Source organism: Streptomyces coacervatus, from assembly GCF_029223485.1.
GTDB lineage: Bacteria > Actinomycetota > Actinomycetes > Streptomycetales > Streptomycetaceae > Streptomyces > Streptomyces coacervatus.
The window spans coordinates 84,735-104,479 of sequence record NZ_JARHTP010000030.1 but is presented as its reverse complement, the minus strand read 5'-3'; the positions used below and the strand labels follow the sequence as shown (position 1 = coordinate 104,479).

The following is a 19,745-nucleotide window of genomic DNA, read 5'->3' as shown; positions in this document are numbered from 1 at the left end:
AACGGCGCCCGGCCCGCTCCTATATCCAGTCTTCCGGCTCCGGCTCCGCGTCCATCTCGGGCCAGTCGTCGGCGCCCGGGTCGCCATCGACCGCCGAAGCCGAACCACTCGTCGGCGCCGAGCCGGGCGCGCCGCCCAGCGACGCCAGCACCTCCACCACGCCCTCCCCGTACGTCGCCAGCTTCTTCTCACCGACCCCGCTGATACCGCCGAGCTGTGTCACCGAAGTGGGCCAGGCGGTGGCGATCTCCCGGAGCGTGGCGTCGTGGAAGATGACATACGCCGGGACGCCCTGTTCCCGGGCCTGCTCGGCGCGCCAGGCGCGCAGTGCCTCGAAGGCGGGCTGCAGTTCCTCGGGCAGCTCGGTCGCGGCGGCCTTGGCCTTGCGCTCGCCCTTGCCGGAGGACCCCGATGCCGACCGCGAGGTCGCCGGCTTCTTGGGCTCCTTGCGCAGCGGCACCTCCCGCTCGCGCCGCAGCACCGAACCGCTGGCCTCGGTCAGCACCAGCGTGCCGTACTCGCCCTCGACCGCGAGCAGCCCCTGGGCCAGCAACTGCCGTACGACGCCCCGCCATTCACCCTCGGCGAGCTCCTCGCCGATGCCGAACACGGAGAGCTGATCGTGGTCGAACTGGATCACCTTGGCCGTGCGCTTCCCGAGCAGGATGTCGACGATCTGGATCGCGCCGAATTTCTGCCCCCGCTCCCGCTGCAGCCGCACCACCGTCGACAGCACCTTCTGGGCGGCGACCGTCCCGTCCCAGGTCTCGGGCGGGACGAGACATGTGTCGCAGTTGCCGCAGCCCGCCGGGTCGGGGTCCTGGCCGAAGTAGGCGAGCAGCTGTCCGCGGCGGCACTGGGCGGTCTCGCACAGCGCCAGCATCGAGTCGAGGTGGGCGGCTGCGCGGCGCCGGAACGCCTCGTCGCCCTCGCCCAGCTGAATCAGTTTGCGCTGCTGTATGACGTCGTTGAGGCCGTATGCCATCCACGCCGTCGACGGCAGCCCGTCGCGGCCGGCGCGGCCCGTCTCCTGGTAGTAGCCCTCGACCGACTTCGGCAGGTCGAGGTGGCCCACGAAGCGCACGTCCGGCTTGTCGATGCCCATGCCGAAGGCGATGGTCGCCACCACGACCAGGCCTTCCTCGCGCAGGAACCGGGACTGATGCGCCGCGCGCGTGCCCGCGTCCAGGCCTGCGTGGTACGGCACTGCCTCGATGCCGTTGCGGCTCAGGAACTCGGCGGTCGACTCCACCGACTTGCGCGAGAGGCAGTAGATGATGCCCGCGTCCCCGGAGTGTTCCTCACGCAGGAAGGTCAGCAGCTGCTTCTTGGGGTCGGCCTTGGGCACGATCCGGTACTGGATGTTGGGCCGGTCGAAGCTGGCCACGAAGTGCCGGGCCGTCGGCATGTGCAGCCGCTGGGTGATCTCCTGGTGCGTCGCGTCCGTGGCCGTGGCCGTGAGCGCGATCCGCGGGACGTCGGGCCAGCGCTCGCCGAGCAGGGAGAGGGAGAGGTAGTCAGGGCGGAAGTCGTGGCCCCATTGGGACACACAGTGCGCCTCGTCGATCGCGAAGACCGCGATCTTGCCGCGGGAGAGGAGGTCCAGCGTCGAGTCGAGCCGCAGCCGCTCCGGCGCCAGGTACAGCAGGTCCAGCTCGCCGGCCAGGAACTCGGCCTCGACCACTCTGCGCTCGTCGAAGTCCTGCGTGGAGTTCATGAACCCGGCGCGCACACCGAGCGCCCGCAGCGCGTCCACCTGGTCCTGCATCAGTGCGATGAGGGGCGAGACCACGATGCCTGTGCCGGGTCTCACCAGGGCCGGGATCTGGTAGCACAGCGATTTGCCGCCGCCGGTCGGCATGAGGACCACGGCGTCGCCGCCGGCCACCACATGTTCGATGACCGCTTCCTGCTCGCCGCGGAAGGCCTCGTAGCCGAAGACCCGGTGCAGCGTGGCCAGCGCCTCGCTGTCGGTCACACCTGGCATCTCGATGATCCCGCCCATCCCACCCATAGTTCCGTCCCCCGTACGTCGTCCCTCGACCACTGCCTCCACGATAGGGGCCCGCACTGACAGCCCAGGAGTTATCCACAGACCCGTATCGGTGACTCTTCGTGATCAGCCATCCGCCCGCAGGCCCGACGGACCCGGCCGCGCGCGGCAAAGGGCTCCGGTTCCCGAGCAGGAACCGGAGCCCTTCTGTCACAGGCGCCGCAGGTCAGCGCACGAACACGCTGGCCTGGTTCGCCAGGTCCAGGAAGTACTGCGGTGCCACACCGAGCACCAGCGTGACCACGACACCGAGCCCGATCGCGGCCATCGTCAGCGGCGAGGGCACGGCGACCGTCGGGCCCTCGGGCCGCGGCTCGCTGAAGAACATGAGCACGATCACGCGGATGTAGAAGAAGGCAGCCACCGCGGACGAGATCACACCGACCACGACCAGTGGGGCCGCGCCGCCTTCCGCCGCCGCCTTGAACACGGCGAACTTCCCGGCGAAGCCGGAGGTCAGCGGAATGCCGGCGAAGGCCAGCAGGAACACCGCGAACACGGCCGCCACCAGCGGCGAACGGCGGCCGAGGCCGGCCCACTTGGACAGATGCGTCGCCTCGCCGCCCGCGTCGCGCACCAGCGTCACCACCGCGAAGGCTCCGATGGTCACGAAGGAGTAGGCGCCCAGGTAGAAGAGGACGGACGAGACGCCGTCCTTCGATGTGGCGATGACTCCCGCGAGGATGAATCCCGCGTGCGCGATCGACGAGTACGCCAGCAGCCGCTTGATGTCGGTCTGTGTGATCGCGACGATCGCACCGCCGAGCATGGTGACGATCGCGACGGCCCACATGACCGGCCGCCAGTCCCAGCGCAGGCCGGGCAGGACGACGTAGAGCAGCCGGAGCAGCGCACCGAACGCCGCCACCTTCGTCGCTGCTGCCATGAATCCCGTCACCGGTGTCGGCGCGCCCTGGTAGACGTCCGGCGTCCACATGTGGAACGGGACGGCTCCCACCTTGAACAGCAGCCCCATGACGATCATCGCGCCGCCGACGAGCAGCAGCGCGTCGTTGCCCATCGTGTTCGCGAGCGCCGGGTCGACATTCGTGATCGAGCCGTCCACGACCTGCGCGATCGTCGCGTACGAGACCGAGCCCGCGTAGCCGTACAGCAGCGCGATGCCGAACAGCGTGAACGCGGAGGCGAACGCGCCGAGCAGGAAGTACTTGACGGCGGCTTCCTGCGACATGAGCCGCTTGCGGCGGGCCAGCGCGCACAGCAGGTACAGCGGCAGCGAGAAGACTTCCAGGGCCACGAACAGCGTCAGCAGGTCGTTGGCCGACGGGAAGACCAGCATGCCGGCGATCGCGAAGAGCAGCAGCGGGAAGACCTCGGTGGTGGTGAAACCGGCCTTCACCGCGGCCTTTTCGCTGTCACTGCCCGGCACGGACGCGGCCTGCGCGGCGAACGAGTCGACGCGGTTGCCGTGCGCCTCAGGGTCCAGGCGCCGCTCGGCGAAGGTGAACAGGCCGACTAGTCCGGCCAGCAGGATCGTGCCCTGCAGGAACAGGGACGGTCCGTCGACCGCGATGGCGCCCATCGCGGCGATGTGCGCCTTGGTGGTGCCGTACCCGTCGGCCGCGAGCCCGACGACCGCCGCGAAGGCGGCGCAGAGGGCGACGGCGGACACGAACACCTGGGCGTAGTAACGGGACTTGCGCGGCACGAACGCCTCGATCAGCACCCCGACGATCGCCGCGCCCACGACGATCAGCGTGGGCGACAATTGCCCGTATTCGATCTTCGGCGCGGGGATCTTCGAGATCGGATCGGCCGCGGTTGCCGCCGTTGTCCACAGGCTGTGGACGGCTGATGCGCTCACTTGGCCGCCTCCACTGCGGGCTTGGGATCCTTCTTGTGTACGTCGGACAGGGTCGACTTCACCGCCGGGTTGACGATGTCCGTGACCGGCTTCGGGTAGACGCCCAGGAAGATCAGCAGGACGATCAGTGGGGCGACGACCACGAGTTCACGGGCCCTGAGGTCCGGCATCGCGGAGACCTCCTGCTTCACCGGGCCCGTCATCGTCCGCTGGTAGAGGACGAGGGTGTAGAGCGCGGCGAGCACGATGCCGAAGGTCGCGATGATCCCGATCGCCGGGTAGCGCGTGAACGTGCCGACCAGGACCAGGAATTCACTCACGAAGGGCGCGAGTCCCGGGAGTGACAGGGTCGCCAGGCTGCCGATCAGGAAGGTGCCGGCGAGCACCGGGGCGACCTTCTGCACACCGCCGTAGTCGGCGATGAGCCGCGAGCCGCGCCGGGAGATCAGGAAGCCCGCCACCAGCATCAACGCGGCGGTGGAAATGCCGTGGTTGACCATGTAGAGCGTCGCGCCGGACTGGCCCTGGCTGGTCATCGCGAAGATGCCCATGATGATGAATCCGAAGTGCGAGATCGACGCGTACGCCACCAGCCGCTTGATGTCCCGCTGGCCGACGGCGAGCAGCGCCCCGTAGACGATGCTGATCAGGGCGAGTACGAGGATCGCCGGCGTCGCCCACTTGCTCGCCTCCGGGAAGAGCTGGAGGCAGAAGCGGAGCATCGCGAAGGTGCCCACCTTGTCGACGACCGCCGTGATGAGGACGGCGACCGGAGCGGTGGACTCCTGCATGGCGTTCGGCAGCCAGGTGTGCAGCGGCCACAGCGGCGCCTTCACCGCGAAGGCGAAGAAGAAGCCGAGGAACAGCCAGCGTTCGGTGCTGGTCGCCATGTGGAGCGAGCCGTTGGCGCGGGCCTGCGCGATCTCCTGGAGGCTGAAGTTCCCGGCCACCACGTAGAGGCCGATCACCGCGGCCAGCATGATCAGGCCGCCGACCAGGTTGTAGAGGAGGAACTTCACGGCCGCGTACGACCGTTGGGTCGACGCCGCCTCCTCGCCGTGCTCGTGGGCACGGTCCCCGAAGCCGCCGATGAGGAAGTACATCGGGATCAGCATGGCTTCGAAGAAGATGTAGAAGAGGAAGACGTCGGTGGCCTCAAAGGAGATGATCACCATCGCCTCGACGCCCAGGATCAGGGCGAAGAAGCCCTGAGTGGGCCGCCACCGCTTGCTTCCGGTCTCCAGCGGGTCGGCGTCGTGCCAGCCCGCGAGGATGATGAACGGCATCAGCAGGGCGGTCAGCGCGATCAGCGCCACCGCGATACCGTCCACGCCCAGTTCGTACCTGACCCCGAAGTCCGCGATCCAGGCGTGGGATTCGGTCAGTTGGTAACGCCCGCCGTCCGGGTCGAAGCGGACCAGGATGGTGATAGCAAGGGCGAGGGTGGCGAGCGAGACGATCAGCGCGAGCCATTTGGCTGCGGTGCGCCGCGCGGCCGGCACGGCGGCCGTGGCGATTGCCCCGACTGCCGGGAGCACCGCCGTCGCTGTCAGCAGAGGAAAGGACATCGGTATCAGACCGCCCTCATCAGCAGGGTCGCGGCGATGAGGACCGCCGCACCGCCGAACATCGAGACCGCGTACGACCGCGCGAAGCCGTTCTGCAGCTTGCGCATGCGCCCGGACAGGCCGCCGACCGAGGCCGCCGTACCGTTGACGACTCCGTCGACCAGGGTGTGGTCGACGTACACCAGGGAGCGTGTGAGATGTTCGCCGCCGCGGACCAGGACGACGTGGTTGAAGTCGTCCTGCAGCAGGTCGCGCCGGGCCGCCCGGGTGAGCAGCGATCCGCGCGGGGCGACGACCGGGACCGGGCGCCGGCCGTACTGGGCCCAGGCGATGCCGACGCCGATGACCAGGCACACCATGGTCGCGCCGGTGACCGCGGCCGCGCTGAGCGGGGAGTCGCCCTCACTGTGGCCGGTGACCGGCTCCAGCCAGTGCAGGAAGCGGTCGCCGATGCTGAAGAACGCGCCGCCGAAGACCGATCCGACGGCCAGCACGATCATGGGGATCGTCATGACCTTCGGGGACTCGTGCGGGTGCGGCTCGTGGCCGTGCTCGTCCGGCTGCCAGCGCTTCTCGCCGAAGAAGGTCATCAGCATCACCCGCGTCATGTAGAACGCGGTGATGGCGGCGCCCAGCAGTGCGCAGGTGCCGAGGATCCAGCCCTCGGTGTCGCCCTTCGCGAAGGCCGCCTCGATGATCTTGTCCTTGGAGAAGAAGCCGGACAGACCCGGGAAGCCGATGATGGCCAGGTAGCCGAGGCCGAAGGTGACGAAGGTGACCGGCATGTACTTGCGCAGGCCGCCGTACTTCCTCATGTCGACCTCGTCGTTCATGCCGTGCATGACCGATCCGGCGCCGAGGAAGAGCCCGGCCTTGAAGAAGCCGTGCGTCACCAGGTGCATGATCGCGAAGACGTAGCCGATCGGGCCGAGGCCCGCCGCCAGCACCATGTAGCCGATCTGCGACATGGTCGAGCCGGCCAGTGCCTTCTTGATGTCGTCCTTGGCGCAACCGACGATCGCACCGAACAAGAGCGTGACGGCACCGACCACGGTGACGACCAGCTGTGCGTCCGGCGCGGCGTTGAAGATCGCTCCGGAGCGGACGATCAGGTACACGCCCGCGGTCACCATCGTCGCGGCGTGGATGAGGGCCGAGACCGGGGTCGGGCCCTCCATCGCGTCCCCGAGCCAGGACTGCAGCGGCACCTGGGCGGACTTGCCGCAGGCGGCGAGCAGGAGCATCAGGCCGATGGCGGTGAGCTTGCCCTCCGAGGTGTCACCGACGCTGCTGAAGACCGGCCCGAAGGCGAAGGTCCCGAACGTCGCGAACATCAGCATGATCGCGATGGACAGGCCCATGTCGCCGACGCGGTTGACCAGGAAGGCCTTCTTCGCCGCCGTCGCCGCGCTGGGCTTGTGCTGCCAGAAGCCGATCAGCAGGTAGGACGCGAGACCGACGCCCTCCCAACCGACGTACAGCAGCAGGTAGTTGTCGGCGAGGACGAGCAGCAGCATCGCCGCGAGGAACAGGTTCAGATAGCCGAAGAAGCGGCGGCGGCGCTCGTCGTGCTCCATGTAGCCGACCGAGTACAGGTGGATCAGCGAGCCGACGCCGGTGATCAGCAGCACGAACGTCATGGACAGCTGGTCGAGGCGGAACGTGACGTCCGCCTGGAAGCTCTCGACCGGGATCCATGTGTACAGGTGCTGCATCAGGGTCCGGTGTTCGGCGTCCTTGCCGAGCAGGTCGGCGAAGAGGATCACACCGAACACGAAGGAGGCGGTCGACATGAGGACGCCGATCCAGTGGCCGACGGCATCGAGCCGCCGGCCGCCGCACAGCAGTACGGCCGCTCCGAGCAGTGGCGCCGCCACCAGCAGCGCAATCAGGTTCTCCACGATTCAGCGACCCCTCAGAGCTTCATCAGGCTGGCGTCGTCGACCGAGGCCGAGTGGCGGGAACGGAACAGGGACACGATGATCGCGAGGCCGACCACGACCTCCGCGGCGGCGACGACCATCGTGAAGAAGGCGATGATCTGGCCGTCGAGATTGCCGTGCATCCGGGAGAAGGTGACGAACGCGAGGTTGCAGGCATTGAGCATGAGCTCGATGCACATGAACACGACGATCGCGTTGCGCCTGATCAGTACGCCGGTGGCGCCGATCGTGAACAACAGGGCGGCGAGATACAGGTAGTTGACCGGGTTCACTTCGACGCCTCCTCGGCCCGCTTGAGGTTCGCCGGATCGATCGCGGTCCGCTCCAGGCGTTCCTCCGCGCGCTGCTCCAGCGCCCGCAGGTCGTTGAGCGCCTCGGCCGACACGTCACGGATCTGGCCGCGTTCACGGAGCGTCTTGCTGACCGTGAGCTCGGACGGGGTGCCGTCGGGCAGCAGGCCCGCGATGTCCACCGCGTTGTGCCGGGCGTACACGCCGGGCGCCGGCAGCGGCGGCACGTGCTTGCCTTCCCTCACACGCTGTTCGGACAGCTCGCGCTGCGTCTTGGCGCGCTCGGTGCGCTCGCGGTGCGTGAGCACCATGGCGCCGACGGCAGCCGTGATCAGCAGGGCGCCGGTGATTTCGAAGGCGAAGACGTACTTGGTGAAGATGAGGGCCGCGAGGCCCTCCACATTGCCGTTCGCATTCGCCTCGCCCAGGCCGTTGAACTCCGTGAGGGAGGCATTGCCGATCCCGGCGAGCAGCAGGATGCCGAAGCCGAGCCCGCAGAGAAGGGCCAGCCAGCGCTGGCCCTTGATGGTCTCCTTCAGGGAGTCCGCGGCCGTCACGCCGACGAGCATCACCACGAACAGGAACAGCATCATGATCGCGCCGGTGTAGACGACGATCTGCACGATGCCCAGGAAGTAGGCGCCGTTGGCGAGGTAGAAGATCGCCAGGATGATCATGGTGCCGGCGAGTGAGAGAGCGCTGTGCACGGCCTTCTTCATGAAGACGGTGGCCAGGGCGCCGAGCACGGCGACGGTGCCGAGGACCCAGAACTGGAAGGCCTCTCCGGTGGAGGTGGAGTAGGCGGCGAGATTGCTCATGCCTGCACCTCCTTCTCCTCAGGCTTCTCGCCCTTGGAGACCGCGACTTGAGGCTCGGTGCCGGGCGCGGCCTCCGTCACGAGTCCCCGGTAGTAGTCCTGCTCGTTCATCCCCGGGTAGATGGCGTGCGGGCTGTCGACCATGCCCTCTTCGAGGCCGGCGAGCAGCTGTTCCTTGGTGTAGATCAGGTTGGCTCGGCTGCTGTCCGCGAGCTCGAACTCGTTGGTCATCGTGAGCGCGCGCGTGGGACATGCCTCGATGCACAGGCCGCACAGGATGCAGCGGGCGTAGTTGATCTGGTACACGCGCCCGTACCGCTCGCCCGGCGAGTAGCGCTCCTCGTCCGTGTTGTCCGCGCCCTCCACGTAGATGGCGTCGGCGGGGCAGGCCCAGGCGCACAGCTCGCAGCCGACGCACTTCTCCAGGCCGTCCGGATGGCGGTTGAGCTGGTGCCGTCCGTGGAACCGGGGGGCGGTGGTCTTCTGCTGCTCCGGGTACTGCTCGGTCAGCCGCTTCTTGAACATGGCCTTGAAGGTCACGCCGAAGCCTGCGACGGGGTTCATGAAGCCGGGCTTCAACTGCTCGGTCTCCTTTGGCTCCTCAGCCATCGGACGCCTCCTTTCCATCCGAAGATCCGTCACTGGCAGTATCCGACCCACCACTGACAATGAGCTCCCGCTCTTGGCGTGGGCGGCGCCTCGGCACCGCCGGCAGCTCCTGTCCCGGCAGTGGCGGTACGGGGAATCCGCCCGCCATCGGGTCGAATCCGGCGGCCTGTTCGGCAGGCTGCTCGGCTTCCCTGCCCTTGTCGCGGAACATGTCGGCGACGAAGGACAGGAGCAGCAGGGCGAGGACGCCCCCGCCGATGTAGAGGGCGACGTCGGCGAAGTCGTAGTTCTCGTTCCTGAGGGCCCGCACCGTCGCGACCAGCATCAGCCAGACCACGGAGACCGGGATGAGAACCTTCCAGCCGAGCTTCATCAGCTGGTCGTAGCGGACCCGCGGGAGCGTGCCGCGCAGCCAGATGAAGAGGAACAGCAGCAGCTGCACCTTGATCACGAACCAGAGCAGCGGCCACCAGCCGTGGTTCGCGCCCTCCCAGAAGGTGCTGATCGGCCAGGGGGCGCGCCAGCCGCCGAGGAAGAGCGTGGTCGCCACGGCCGAGACCGTCACCATGTTCACGTACTCGGCGAGCATGAACATCGCGAACTTGATCGACGAGTACTCGGTGTTGAAGCCGCCGACCAGGTCGCCCTCGGACTCCGGCATGTCGAAGGGGGCGCGGTTGGTCTCGCCCACCATGGTGACGATGTAGAGGATGAAGGAGACGGGGAGCAGCAGGATGTACCAGCGGTCGTGCTGCTGCTCGACGATCGTCGACGTCGACATCGACCCCGAGTAGAGGAACACGGAGGCGAAGGCGGCGCCCATGGCGATCTCGTACGAGATCATCTGCGCGCAGGAACGCAGGCCGCCGAGGAGCGGATAGGTGGATCCAGAACTCCAACCCGCCAGCACGATGCCGTAGATGCCCACCGAGGCCACCGCGAGGATGAACAGCATCGCGATCGGCAGGTCGGTGAGCTGCATCGTGGTGCGGGTGCCGAAGATGGAGATCTCGTTGTCGGCGGGGCCGAAGGGGATCACCGCGATCGCCATGAAGGCCGGGATGGCCGCGACGATCGGCGCGAGGACGTAGACGACCTTGTCCGCGCGTTTGACGATGACGTCTTCCTTGAGCATCAGTTTGATGCCGTCGGCGAGCGACTGGAGCATCCCCCAGGGGCCGTGCCGGTTGGGGCCGATGCGCAGCTGCATCCAGGCGACGACCTTGCGCTCCCAGACGATGGAGAACAGCACGGTCACCATCAGGAAGGCGAAGCAGAAGACGGCCTTGATGACGACCAGCCACCAGGGGTCGCGGCCGAACATCGAGAGGTCTTCAGCGGCGAGGTACGGGCTCATGCCTCCACCTCCTTGGGGGCCTCGCCGACGAGCGTCGCCGGGCCGATGCGGACGAGAGCGCCGGGCAGCGCCCCGGTGTCGGAGGCGACGCCCCCGCCGACGGAGTTCAGCGGGAGCCAGACCACGCGGTCGGGCATCTCGGTGACCTGCAGCGGGAGTTCGACCACTCCGGAGGGGCCGGTCACGGCGATGGCGTCGCCGTCCTTGACGCCCGCCTCTGCGGCGGTCGCTGCCGACACGCGCGCGTGGGCGGCGTGCCGGGTTCCGGCGAGCGCCTCGTCGCCCTCCTGGAGGAGACCCTGATCGAGCAGCAGCCGGTGCCCGGCCAGTACGGCCTCCCCGGCGGCGGGTCGCGGCAACTGGGCCGCGGTCTCCAGGGGGGCCGTGGCCCGCGGCCCGTCCCAGGGACCGAGCCGGTCGATCTCCGCGCGTACGGTGCGCAGATCCGGCAGACCGAGATGTACGTCCATGGCGTCGGCCAGCATCTGCAGCACGCGCGCGTCGGTGGGCGCGAGGTGGCGGGTCATCTGGTCGGGCTTGAGGGCGGCCTCGAAGAAGCGCACCCGGCCCTCCCAGTTGAGGAAGGTGCCGGCCTTCTCGGCGACCGCGGCGACGGGGAGTACGACGTCGGCGTGCTCGGTGACCTCACTGGGGCGCAGTTCCAGCGACACCACGAAGCCGGCCTCCTGCAGCGCTTCACGCGCGCGTGCCGGGTCCGGCAGGTCGCCGACCTCGACGCCCGCGACCAGCAGCGCCTGTAGCTCGCCGGTCACGGCGGCCTCGACGATCTGGCTGGTGTCACGGCCGTAGCGGTGCGGGAGTTCGGCGAGGCCCCAGGCCGCGGCGACCTCCTCACGCGCGCGTGGATCGGTGGCCGGACGTCCGCCCGGCAGCAGCGACGACAGCGCGCCCGCCTCGAGGGCACCGCGCTCACCGGCCCGCCGGGGGATCCACACCAGCTGGGCTCCGGTCGCGGAGGCGGCCCGTACGGCGGCGGTGAGACCGCCTGCCACCGCGGCCAGCCGCTCGCCGACGACGATCACCGCACCCTCGGCGCGCAGCGCCTCGGCCGCCTTGGCCCCGCCGTCCTCCAGTCCGACCCCGCTGGCGAGTGCGTCCAGCCACTCGGTCTCGGTGCCCGGTGCGGCGGGCAGCAGCATGCCGCCGGCCTTCTCCAGACCGCGCGTGGTGTGCGTGGCGAGCGAGAACACCTTCTGACCGTGCCCCCGCCAGGCCTTGCGCAGCCGCAGGAAGACGCCGGGCGCCTCCTCCTCGGCCTCGAACCCGACCAGCAGAACGGCGGGCGCCTTCTCCAGGGAGGTGTACGTGACGCCCGTACCGTCGAGATCACGTCCGCGGCCGGCGACCCGTGCGGCGAGGAAGTCGGACTCCTCGCTGCCGTGCACGCGCGCGCGGAAGTCGATGTCGTTCGTGTCGAGGGCCACGCGCGCGAACTTGCTGTATGCGTAGGCGTCCTCGACGGTGAGGCGGCCGCCGGTCAGGACGCCGGTCCTGCCGCGCGAGGCGAGCAGTCCCTGAGCAGCGATCTGCAGCGCCTCCGGCCAGGATGCCGGTTCGAGGTCGCCCTCGGCATTGCGCACCAGCGGCGTCTGGAGCCGGTCCCGCTGCTGCGCGTACCGGAACGCGAACCGCCCCTTGTCGCAGATCCACTCCTCGTTGACCTCGGGGTCGTTTGCGGCGAGCCGCCGCATGACCTTGCCGCGCCGGTGGTCGGTGCGAGTGGCGCAGCCGCCGGAGCAGTGCTCGCACACGCTCGGGGAGGACACGAGGTCGAAGGGCCGCGAGCGGAAGCGGTATGCCGCCGAGGTCAGCGCGCCGACCGGACAGATCTGGATCGTGTTGCCGGAGAAGTACGACTCGAAGGGGTCGCCCTCACCGGTGCCGACCTGCTGCAGCGCGCCCCGCTCCAGCAGCTCGATCATCGGGTCGCCCGCGATCTGGTTGGAGAACCGGGTGCACCGGGCGCACAGCACGCACCGCTCACGGTCGAGGAGTACCTGCGTGGAGATGGGGACCGGCTTCTCGTACGTCCGCTTCTTTCCTTCGAAGCGGGACTCGGCCTGGCCGTGGGACATGGCCTGGTTCTGCAGCGGGCACTCGCCGCCCTTGTCGCAGACCGGGCAGTCCAGCGGGTGGTTGATGAGGAGCAGCTCCATCACGCCGTGCTGGGCCTTCTCGGCGACCGGCGAGGTGAGATGCGTCTTCACGACCATGCCGTCCGTGCACGTGATCGTGCAGGACGCCATCGGCTTGCGCTGGCCCTCGACCTCGACGATGCACTGGCGACAGGCGCCGGCCGGGTCGAGCAGGGGATGGTCGCAGAACCGGGGGATCTCGATGCCGAGTTGCTCGGCGGCCCGGATGACCAGGGTGCCCTTGGGCACGCTGATCTCGGCGCCGTCGATCGTCAGCGAGACGAGATCTTCCGGCGGGACCGCCGCCTCTCCCCCGCCTGCGGGAGCGTTGGTGGTCACGGTCATGCGTTCACCTCCGTGCGGTCGGCCCAGGCCGTCGACTTGGCCGGGTCGAAGGGGCACCCGCGGCCCGTGATGTGCTGCTCGTACTCCTCGCGGAAGTACTTGAGCGAGGAGAAGATCGGCGAGGCGGCGCCGTCGCCGAGGGCGCAGAACGACTTGCCGTTGATGTTGTCGGCGATGTCGTTCAGCTTGTCGAGGTCGGACATCACGCCCTTGCCGGCCTCGATGTCGCGCAGCAACTGCACGAGCCAGTACGTCCCTTCGCGGCAGGGTGTGCACTTGCCGCAGGACTCGTGGGCGTAGAACTCGGTCCAGCGGGTGACCGCGCGGACGACGCACGTCGTCTCGTCGAAGCACTGCAGGGCCTTGGTGCCGAGCATGGAACCGGCGGCGCCGACGCCCTCGTAGTCAAGGGGTACGTCGAGGTGCTCGTCGGTGAACATCGGCGTGGAAGAGCCGCCCGGCGTCCAGAACTTGAGCCGGTGGCCGGGCCGCATGCCGCCACTCATCTCGAGGAGCTGGCGGAGTGTGATGCCGAGCGGGGCCTCGTACTGGCCGGGGCTGGCGACGTGGCCGCTGAGCGAGTAGAGCGTGAAGCCCGGGGACTTCTCGCTGCCCATCGACCGGAACCATTCTTTGCCCCGATTCAGAATCGCGGGAACCGACGCGATCGACTCGACGTTGTTCACAACAGTCGGGCACGCATAGAGGCCCGCCACCGCAGGGAAGGGGGGACGGAGCCGCGGTTGACCCCGGCGGCCTTCGAGCGAGTCGAGCAGTGCGGTCTCCTCACCGCAGATGTACGCGCCGGCGCCGGCGTGCACGGTGAGCTGGAGGTCGAGTCCGCTGCCCAGGATGTTCTCGCCGAGGTAGCCGGCCGCGTAGGCCTCGCGCACGGCCTCGTGCAACCGCCGCAGGATGGGGACGACTTCACCACGCAGATAGATGAAGGCATGCGAAGACCTGATGGCATAGCACGCGATGACGATGCCCTCGATGAGGCTATGCGGGTTCGCGAAGAGGAGCGGAATGTCCTTGCACGTTCCGGGCTCCGATTCGTCGGCGTTGACAACTAGATAGTGCGGCTTTCCATCACCCTGGGGAATGAACTGCCATTTCATTCCCGTCGGGAATCCTGCGCCGCCACGGCCGCGCAGACCGGAGTCCTTGACGTACGCGATCAGGTCGTCCGGCGACATCGCCAGCGCCTTGCGCAAGCCCTCGTAACCTTCGTGCCTTCGGTAGACGTCCAGCGTCCAGGACCTGTCCTCGTCCCAGAAGGCCGACAGCACCGGTGCGAGCAGCTTCTCGGGGCTGGTGTCTTTCAGCTCGGGTGCCAAGGTCATCACTCCCCCTCCTCGATGGCCGGGTCAGAGGGCAGCTGGTCCTCTGGCTCCTCAGCGCGCGGATGGACCACGCGCGCGGGTGCGGTCTCTCCCCTTGCCAGGCGGAGGCCCACCAGCGACGCCGGTCCCGCACCACCGCTTTCCTCGACGGCCCCTGGCCGCTCGTCGGGGAAACCGGCCAGGATCCGCGCGGTCTCCTTGAAGGTGCACAGGCGCGCCCCGCGCGTGGGCTCGACCGGCAGTCCCGAGCGCAGGTCGTCGACGAGGCGCTTGGCGCTGGCCGGGGTCTGGTTGTCGAAGAACTCCCAGTTGACCATCACCACCGGCGCGAAGTCGCAGGCCGCGTTGCACTCGATGTGCTCCAGGGTGACCTTGCCGTCGTCGGTGGTCTCACCGTTGCCGACGCCCAGGTGCTCCTGGAGCTCCTCGAAGATCGCGTCACCGCCCATCACCGCACAGAGGGTGTTGGTGCAGACGCCCACCTGGTAGTCACCGCTCGGCCTGCGCCGGTACATGGTGTAGAAGGTGGCGACCGCGGTGACCTCCGCCGTGGTCAGGTGCAGCATGTCCGCGCAGAACTGCATCCCGGTGCGCGTGACATGGCCCTCCTCCGACTGCACGAGATGCAGCAACGGCAGCAGGGCCGAGCGGGAGTCCGGGTACCGGGCGATGATCTCGCGCGCGTCCGTCTCCAGCCGGGCTCGGACGTCGTCCGGGTAGGCGGGCGCGGGCAGTTCGGGCATGCCCAGGCTGACGCCCCGCTCAGAAGAACTGGTGGTCACCGGTCGACGCCTCCCATCACGGGGTCGATGGACGCGACGGCGACGATGACGTCGGCGACCTGGCCGCCCTCGCACATCGCCGCCATGGCCTGCAGGTTGGTGAAGGACGGGTCGCGGAAGTGGACCCGGTAGGGGCGGGTGCCGCCGTCGGACACGGCGTGCACTCCGAGTTCGCCCTTGGGCGACTCGACGGCCGCGTACACCTGTCCCGGCGGGACGCGGAAGCCCTCGGTGACCAGTTTGAAGTGGTGGATCAGGGCCTCCATGGAGGTGCCCATGATCTTCTTGATGTGGTCGAGGGAGTTGCCGAGTCCGTCCGGTCCCAGGGCGAGCTGGGCGGGCCAGGCGATCTTCTTGTCGGCGACCATGACCGGGCCGGGCTGCAGCCGGTCCAGGCACTGCTCGACGATCCTGAGCGACTGGCGCATCTCCTCCAGGCGGATCAGGAAGCGGCCGTAGGAGTCGCAGGAGTCGGCGGTCGGGACGTCGAAGTCGTACGTCTCGTAGTCGCAGTACGGCTGCGTCTTGCGCAGGTCGTGCGGGAGGCCGGTGGAGCGCAGGATCGGGCCGGTGGCGCCGAGGGCCATGCAGCCGGCCAGGTCGAGATAGCCGACGTCCTGCATACGGGCCTTGAAGATGGGGTTCCCGGTGGCGAGCTTGTCGTACTCCGGGAGGTTCTTCTTCATCTTCTTCACGAACTCGCGGATGTGGTCCACCGCGCCGGGCGGCAGGTCCTGGGCGAGTCCGCCGGGGCGGATGTACGCGTGGTTCATCCGCAGGCCCGTGATGAGCTCGTAGATGTCGAGAATCATTTCACGATCGCGGAATCCGTAGATCATGATCGTGGTGGCGCCGAGTTCCATGCCGCCGGTGGCGATGCACACCAGGTGCGAGGACAATCGGTTCAGCTCCATCAGGAGCACCCGGATGATCTTGGCTCGCTCGGTGATCTCGTCCTCGACGCCGAGGAGTTTCTCGACGGCGAGACAGTAGGCGGTCTCGTTGAAGAAGGACGTCAGGTAGTCCATGCGCGTCACGAACGTGGTGCCCTGGGTCCATGTGCGGAATTCGAGGTTCTTCTCGATGCCGGTGTGGAGGTAGCCGATGCCGCAGCGGGCCTCGGTGACCGTCTCGCCGTCGATCTCCAGGATCAGGCGGAGCACTCCGTGGGTGGAGGGGTGCTGGGGGCCCATGTTGAGGACGATGCGCTCGTCGTCGGCGCGGGCCGCGGCCTGGACGACCTCGTCCCAGTCGCCGCCGGTGACCGTATATACGGTGCCCTCGGTGGTCTCGCGAGGGGATGCCTGGGAAGTACTCACGAGTACGACCTCCGCTGGTCCGGAGCCGGGATCTGGGCGCCCTTGTACTCGACGGGGATGCCGCCGAGGGGGTAGTCCTTGCGCTGTGGGTGGCCCTGCCAGTCGTCCGGCATCATGATCCGCGTCAGGGCCGGGTGACCGTCGAAGACGATGCCGAAGAAGTCGTAGGTCTCGCGCTCGTGCCAGTCGTTGGTGGGATAGACCGAGACCAGGGACGGGATCTTCGGGTCGGCGTCCGGGGCGCTGACTTCGAGGCGGATCAGCCGGTTGTGGGTGATCGAGCGCAGGTGGTAGACGGCGTGCAGCTCGCGGCCCTTGTCGTGCAGGTAGTGGACGCCGCTGACGCCGGTACACAGCTCGAAGCGCAGGGCCGGGTCGTCGCGCAGGGTGCGGGCGACGCGGAGCAGATGCTCGCGCTCGATGTGGAAGGTGAGTTCGCCGCGGTCGACGACGGTCTTCTCGATCGCGTTGTCGGGGAGCAGGCCCTGTTCCTCCAGGGCGCCTTCCAGCTCGTCGGCGACCTCGTCGAACCAGCCGCCGTAGGGGCGAGCCGCGGGACCGGGGAGGCGGACCGAGCGGACCAGGCCGCCGTAGCCGGAGGTGTCGCCGCCGTTGTTGGCGCCGAACATGCCGCGCTGGACGCGGATCTCCTCGCCGCCCTCGCCGCGCTGGCCGGGGAGGTTGGAGGCGCCGAGGTCCTTTTCGGGGTTCACCCCGTTCGACGCTCCATTGGTGCCGTTCGCGTCGCTCATCGCAGCAGCCCCTTCATCTCGATCGTGGGCAGGGCCTTGAGCGCCGCTTCCTCCGCCTCGCGGGCCGCCTCCTCGGCGTTCACGCCGAGCTTGGAGGTCTGGATCTTCTGGTGCAGTTTGAGGATGGCGTCCATCAGCATCTCGGGCCGTGGCGGGCAGCCGGGCAGATAGATGTCGACCGGGACGATGTGGTCGACGCCCTGGACGATCGCGTAGTTGTTGAACATGCCGCCCGAGGAGGCGCAGACCCCCATGGAGATCACCCACTTGGGGTTCGGCATCTGGTCGTAGACCTGGCGCAGCACCGGCGCCATCTTCTGGCTCACCCGGCCGGCCACGATCATCAGGTCCGCCTGGCGGGGCGAACCGCGGAAGACCTCCATGCCGAAGCGCGCCAGGTCGTAGCGGCCGGCGCCGGTGGTCATCATTTCGATGGCGCAGCAGGCGAGGCCGAACGTGGCCGGGAAGACGGACGCCTTGCGCACCCAGCCCGCGGCCTGCTCGACGGTGGTCAGCAGGAATCCGCTCGGCAGCTTTTCTTCGAGTCCCATGTTCTAAAGGCCCCTCAGTCCCATTCCAGGCCGCCGCGCCGCCATACGTACGCGTACGCGACGAAGACGGTGAGCACGAAGAGCAGCATCTCCACGAGCCCGAAGATCCCCAGGGCGTCGAAGGTGACGGCCCAGGGGTAGAGGAAGACGATCTCGATGTCGAAGACGATGAAGAGCATCGCCGTCAGGTAGTACTTGATGGGGAAGCGCCCGCCGCCGGCCGGCGTGGGGGTCGGCTCGATCCCGCACTCGTAGGCCTCGAGCTTGGCCCGGTTGTACCGCTTCGGACCGATCAGCGTGGCCATGACCACGGAGAAGATCGCAAAGCCTGCCCCGAGGGCTCCCAGTACGAGGATGGGCGCATACGCGTTCACCGCTCCTCGCTCCTCTCAGTCGGCACTGACTGCTGGCGATGGCATCGGACCCACACCGACCTCATACGTCTCTCCAACCCCGCCCGTCCCGGCGAAGATCGAGAACATGTGAAGCAGGTCACAAGCCCAACTGCCTCGCATCTTATGCCCGCCGCTCTGTGATCTGCGACACGGGGTATTACACAAGCTTTGTGATCTCCACCACCTGACGAAGGATCATGAAGCCGGACGGGCGGTGATCTTCGTACTGGAAGCGTCCGAGTGATCACCAGAGGTGACATTTGCGCCTGTCGGTGCAGTTCGCGAGGGGCGTCTCAATATCAAGAGGCTTCCCTTGCATGCAAATTGGTGTTGGACGAGATGTCCTGATAGTGAGCCGCGTTCACACATCAGAGGGAGGTGTGCGATGCGATGTGGACGCGTGCACGCATTCACGAGCGGGGCCCGCTCGTGACCCGAGCGCAACCGGGTCGTGATCTTCGCGCGAGACGCGCACATTGCCGTGACCGTTGCGTGACCTCCGCCACACCATGAGAGGCGCCTGAGAACGGGGCTTGGCCACCGGTCCCAACCAGTGGTAGGTGCGGGGCAATTCGGGCGTAACCATGAAAGGCCATGATCAAGGGCCCAATGAGCCCCGCCCGCAATGTCCGTTACGGCGTCAATAAAGAGCGGGACACCCGGAATTCGGGGCGCCGGCTGAACAACTGTGGCGCAGCACACGTTTCTTGAAGGTATGGAGGAGCCCCTGATACCGGTTGTTCTCATGTCCCACACCGCTCACATACGCAGCCACCGGAAGCCCCGCCGCACCGCGTCGACAACGACGCTCGCGATGCGCGTCGGAGTCACCGGTGGCGTCCTCAGCATGGCAGCGGCGGGCGCGTCGGCCTCGGCGAACGCCGCCGAGACGACGCAGACCCTTCAACTGCCCACTCTGACGGCCGATCTGGCCGCCCAGGTCGCCCAGTCCGCGGACGCAACGCAGCAGGCAGCCGCGAACTACGAGCTGCAGGCCGAGCGTGACGCGGCCGCCGCAAACGCCGCGAAGCAGGCCAAGGCGGACCTCGCGGAGGCGAAGAAGAAGGCGGAGGCCAAGCAGAAGGCCGAGGCCGCTCGCAAGGCCGCCGCCGAGCGGGCCGCTTCCCGCAGCGCCGAGCGGACCACCCTCGCCGCCACCACGACGGCCACCACCTCGACGTCCACGGCCACGGGTTCGGCGGCCGCGATCGTCAACTTCGTCAAGGCGCAGGTCGGTAAGGCCTATGTGTCCGGTGCGACCGGTTCGTCCGCATACGACTGCTCGGGCCTGGTGCAGACCGCCTTCAAGCAGATCGGCATCAACCTGCCGCGGGTCTCGCAGGACCAGTCGACGGCCGGCACCCAGGTGTCGCTGAGCAACCTGCAGCCGGGCGACATCCTGTACTGGGGCAGCGCGGGCAGCGCGTACCACGTGGCGGTGTACGTCGGCGACGGCATGTTCGTCGGCGCGCAGAACCCGTCGTCCGGCGTCGTCGAGAAGCCGCTCTCCTACGACCCGCCGACCGGCGCGGTGCGGGTGCTCTGACGCACCCCACAGCACAACACGTGCAGCACACACGCACGGAAGGGCCGCAGCCGCTCGGGGGCAGCGGCCCCTCCGTCCTTTCCGCCGGGCCGGT

General features: G+C 68.2%; 16 protein-coding genes. 1 reads left to right on the top strand and 15 read right to left on the bottom strand.

Annotated features, from left to right (window positions below):
- Positions 1-19 precede the first annotated feature (19 nt).
- From recQ to P2Q00_RS46720, 15 genes are all read right to left on the bottom strand, one after another.
- On the bottom strand, positions 20-2,014 hold the full coding sequence (gene recQ / locus P2Q00_RS46790) for a DNA helicase RecQ (protein WP_275780999.1): 1,995 nt from the start codon (positions 2,012-2,014) through the stop codon (positions 20-22).
- 205 nt (positions 2,015-2,219) lie between these two features.
- Positions 2,220-3,878, bottom strand: coding sequence for an NADH-quinone oxidoreductase subunit NuoN (gene nuoN / locus P2Q00_RS46785; protein WP_275780998.1), 1,659 nt, complete (start codon positions 3,876-3,878; stop codon positions 2,220-2,222).
- Positions 3,875-5,446: an NADH-quinone oxidoreductase subunit M gene (locus P2Q00_RS46780; RefSeq protein WP_275780997.1), complete on the bottom strand. Its 1,572-nt coding sequence runs from the start codon at positions 5,444-5,446 to the stop codon at positions 3,875-3,877. The genes nuoN and P2Q00_RS46780 overlap by 4 nt, the downstream gene beginning before the upstream one ends.
- Before the next feature lie 5 nt (positions 5,447-5,451).
- Positions 5,452-7,347, bottom strand: coding sequence for an NADH-quinone oxidoreductase subunit L (nuoL, locus tag P2Q00_RS46775; protein WP_275780996.1), 1,896 nt, complete (start codon positions 7,345-7,347; stop codon positions 5,452-5,454).
- 14 nt (positions 7,348-7,361) lie between these two features.
- Positions 7,362-7,661: an NADH-quinone oxidoreductase subunit NuoK gene (gene nuoK / locus P2Q00_RS46770; protein ID WP_020130147.1), complete on the bottom strand. Its 300-nt coding sequence runs from the start codon at positions 7,659-7,661 to the stop codon at positions 7,362-7,364.
- Entirely contained in the window at positions 7,658-8,497 is an 840-nt protein-coding gene (locus P2Q00_RS46765; protein ID WP_275780994.1) for an NADH-quinone oxidoreductase subunit J, read from the bottom strand. Before P2Q00_RS46765 ends, nuoK begins: the two co-directional genes overlap by 4 nt.
- On the bottom strand, positions 8,494-9,105 hold the full coding sequence (nuoI, locus tag P2Q00_RS46760) for an NADH-quinone oxidoreductase subunit NuoI (RefSeq protein WP_275780993.1): 612 nt from the start codon (positions 9,103-9,105) through the stop codon (positions 8,494-8,496). The genes P2Q00_RS46765 and nuoI overlap by 4 nt, the downstream gene beginning before the upstream one ends.
- Positions 9,098-10,462: an NADH-quinone oxidoreductase subunit NuoH gene (nuoH, locus tag P2Q00_RS46755; RefSeq protein ID WP_275780992.1), complete on the bottom strand. Its 1,365-nt coding sequence runs from the start codon at positions 10,460-10,462 to the stop codon at positions 9,098-9,100. The genes nuoI and nuoH overlap by 8 nt, the downstream gene beginning before the upstream one ends.
- Positions 10,459-12,963, bottom strand: coding sequence for an NADH-quinone oxidoreductase subunit G (locus P2Q00_RS46750; RefSeq protein WP_275780990.1), 2,505 nt, complete (start codon positions 12,961-12,963; stop codon positions 10,459-10,461). The genes nuoH and P2Q00_RS46750 overlap by 4 nt, the downstream gene beginning before the upstream one ends.
- Positions 12,960-14,306, bottom strand: coding sequence for an NADH-quinone oxidoreductase subunit NuoF (nuoF, locus tag P2Q00_RS46745; protein ID WP_425579595.1), 1,347 nt, complete (start codon positions 14,304-14,306; stop codon positions 12,960-12,962). Before nuoF ends, P2Q00_RS46750 begins: the two co-directional genes overlap by 4 nt.
- Entirely contained in the window at positions 14,306-15,088 is a 783-nt protein-coding gene (nuoE, locus tag P2Q00_RS46740; RefSeq protein WP_275780987.1) for an NADH-quinone oxidoreductase subunit NuoE, read from the bottom strand. The genes nuoF and nuoE overlap by 1 nt, the downstream gene beginning before the upstream one ends.
- A complete protein-coding gene (locus P2Q00_RS46735) occupies positions 15,085-16,407 on the bottom strand; it encodes an NADH-quinone oxidoreductase subunit D (protein ID WP_275780986.1) in 1,323 nt (440 codons plus the stop codon). Before P2Q00_RS46735 ends, nuoE begins: the two co-directional genes overlap by 4 nt.
- Complete coding sequence (locus P2Q00_RS46730) at positions 16,404-17,159, bottom strand: NADH-quinone oxidoreductase subunit C (protein ID WP_275780985.1); 756 nt, start codon at positions 17,157-17,159, stop codon at positions 16,404-16,406. The genes P2Q00_RS46735 and P2Q00_RS46730 overlap by 4 nt, the downstream gene beginning before the upstream one ends.
- Positions 17,156-17,710, bottom strand: a complete 555-nt coding sequence (locus P2Q00_RS46725) for a NuoB/complex I 20 kDa subunit family protein (RefSeq protein ID WP_003998928.1) — start codon at positions 17,708-17,710, stop codon at positions 17,156-17,158. Before P2Q00_RS46725 ends, P2Q00_RS46730 begins: the two co-directional genes overlap by 4 nt.
- Before the next feature lie 14 nt (positions 17,711-17,724).
- Positions 17,725-18,084 (bottom strand): NADH-quinone oxidoreductase subunit A, encoded by a 360-nt coding sequence (locus P2Q00_RS46720; protein WP_003992243.1) that lies wholly within the window; start codon positions 18,082-18,084, stop codon positions 17,725-17,727.
- A gap of 766 nt (positions 18,085-18,850) precedes the next feature.
- Between P2Q00_RS46720 and P2Q00_RS46715 the strand changes: the two genes are divergently transcribed.
- Positions 18,851-19,651, top strand: a complete 801-nt coding sequence (locus P2Q00_RS46715; protein WP_275780982.1) for a C40 family peptidase — start codon at positions 18,851-18,853, stop codon at positions 19,649-19,651.
- The last annotated feature ends 94 nt before the right edge of the window (positions 19,652-19,745 follow it).

Excerpts from the sequence above, each read along its gene's own strand:
- nuoH (WP_275780992.1), bottom strand. The coding sequence starts at position 10,462 with ATGAGCCCGTACCTCGCCGCTGAAGACCTCTCGATGTTCGGCCGCGAC.
- nuoI (WP_275780993.1), bottom strand. The coding sequence starts at position 9,105 with ATGGCTGAGGAGCCAAAGGAGACCGAGCAGTTGAAGCCCGGCTTCATG.
- P2Q00_RS46715 (WP_275780982.1), top strand. The coding sequence starts at position 18,851 with ATGTCCCACACCGCTCACATACGCAGCCACCGGAAGCCCCGCCGCACC.
- P2Q00_RS46730 (WP_275780985.1), bottom strand. The coding sequence starts at position 17,159 with ATGAGCGACGCGAACGGCACCAATGGAGCGTCGAACGGGGTGAACCCC.
- P2Q00_RS46765 (WP_275780994.1), bottom strand. The coding sequence starts at position 8,497 with ATGAGCAATCTCGCCGCCTACTCCACCTCCACCGGAGAGGCCTTCCAG.
- recQ (WP_275780999.1), bottom strand. The coding sequence starts at position 2,014 with ATGGGTGGGATGGGCGGGATCATCGAGATGCCAGGTGTGACCGACAGC.
- P2Q00_RS46750 (WP_275780990.1), bottom strand. The coding sequence starts at position 12,963 with ATGACCGTGACCACCAACGCTCCCGCAGGCGGGGGAGAGGCGGCGGTC.
- P2Q00_RS46780 (WP_275780997.1), bottom strand. The coding sequence starts at position 5,446 with ATGTCCTTTCCTCTGCTGACAGCGACGGCGGTGCTCCCGGCAGTCGGG.
- nuoF (WP_425579595.1), bottom strand. The coding sequence starts at position 14,306 with ATGACCTTGGCACCCGAGCTGAAAGACACCAGCCCCGAGAAGCTGCTC.
- P2Q00_RS46725 (WP_003998928.1), bottom strand. The coding sequence starts at position 17,710 with ATGGGACTCGAAGAAAAGCTGCCGAGCGGATTCCTGCTGACCACCGTC.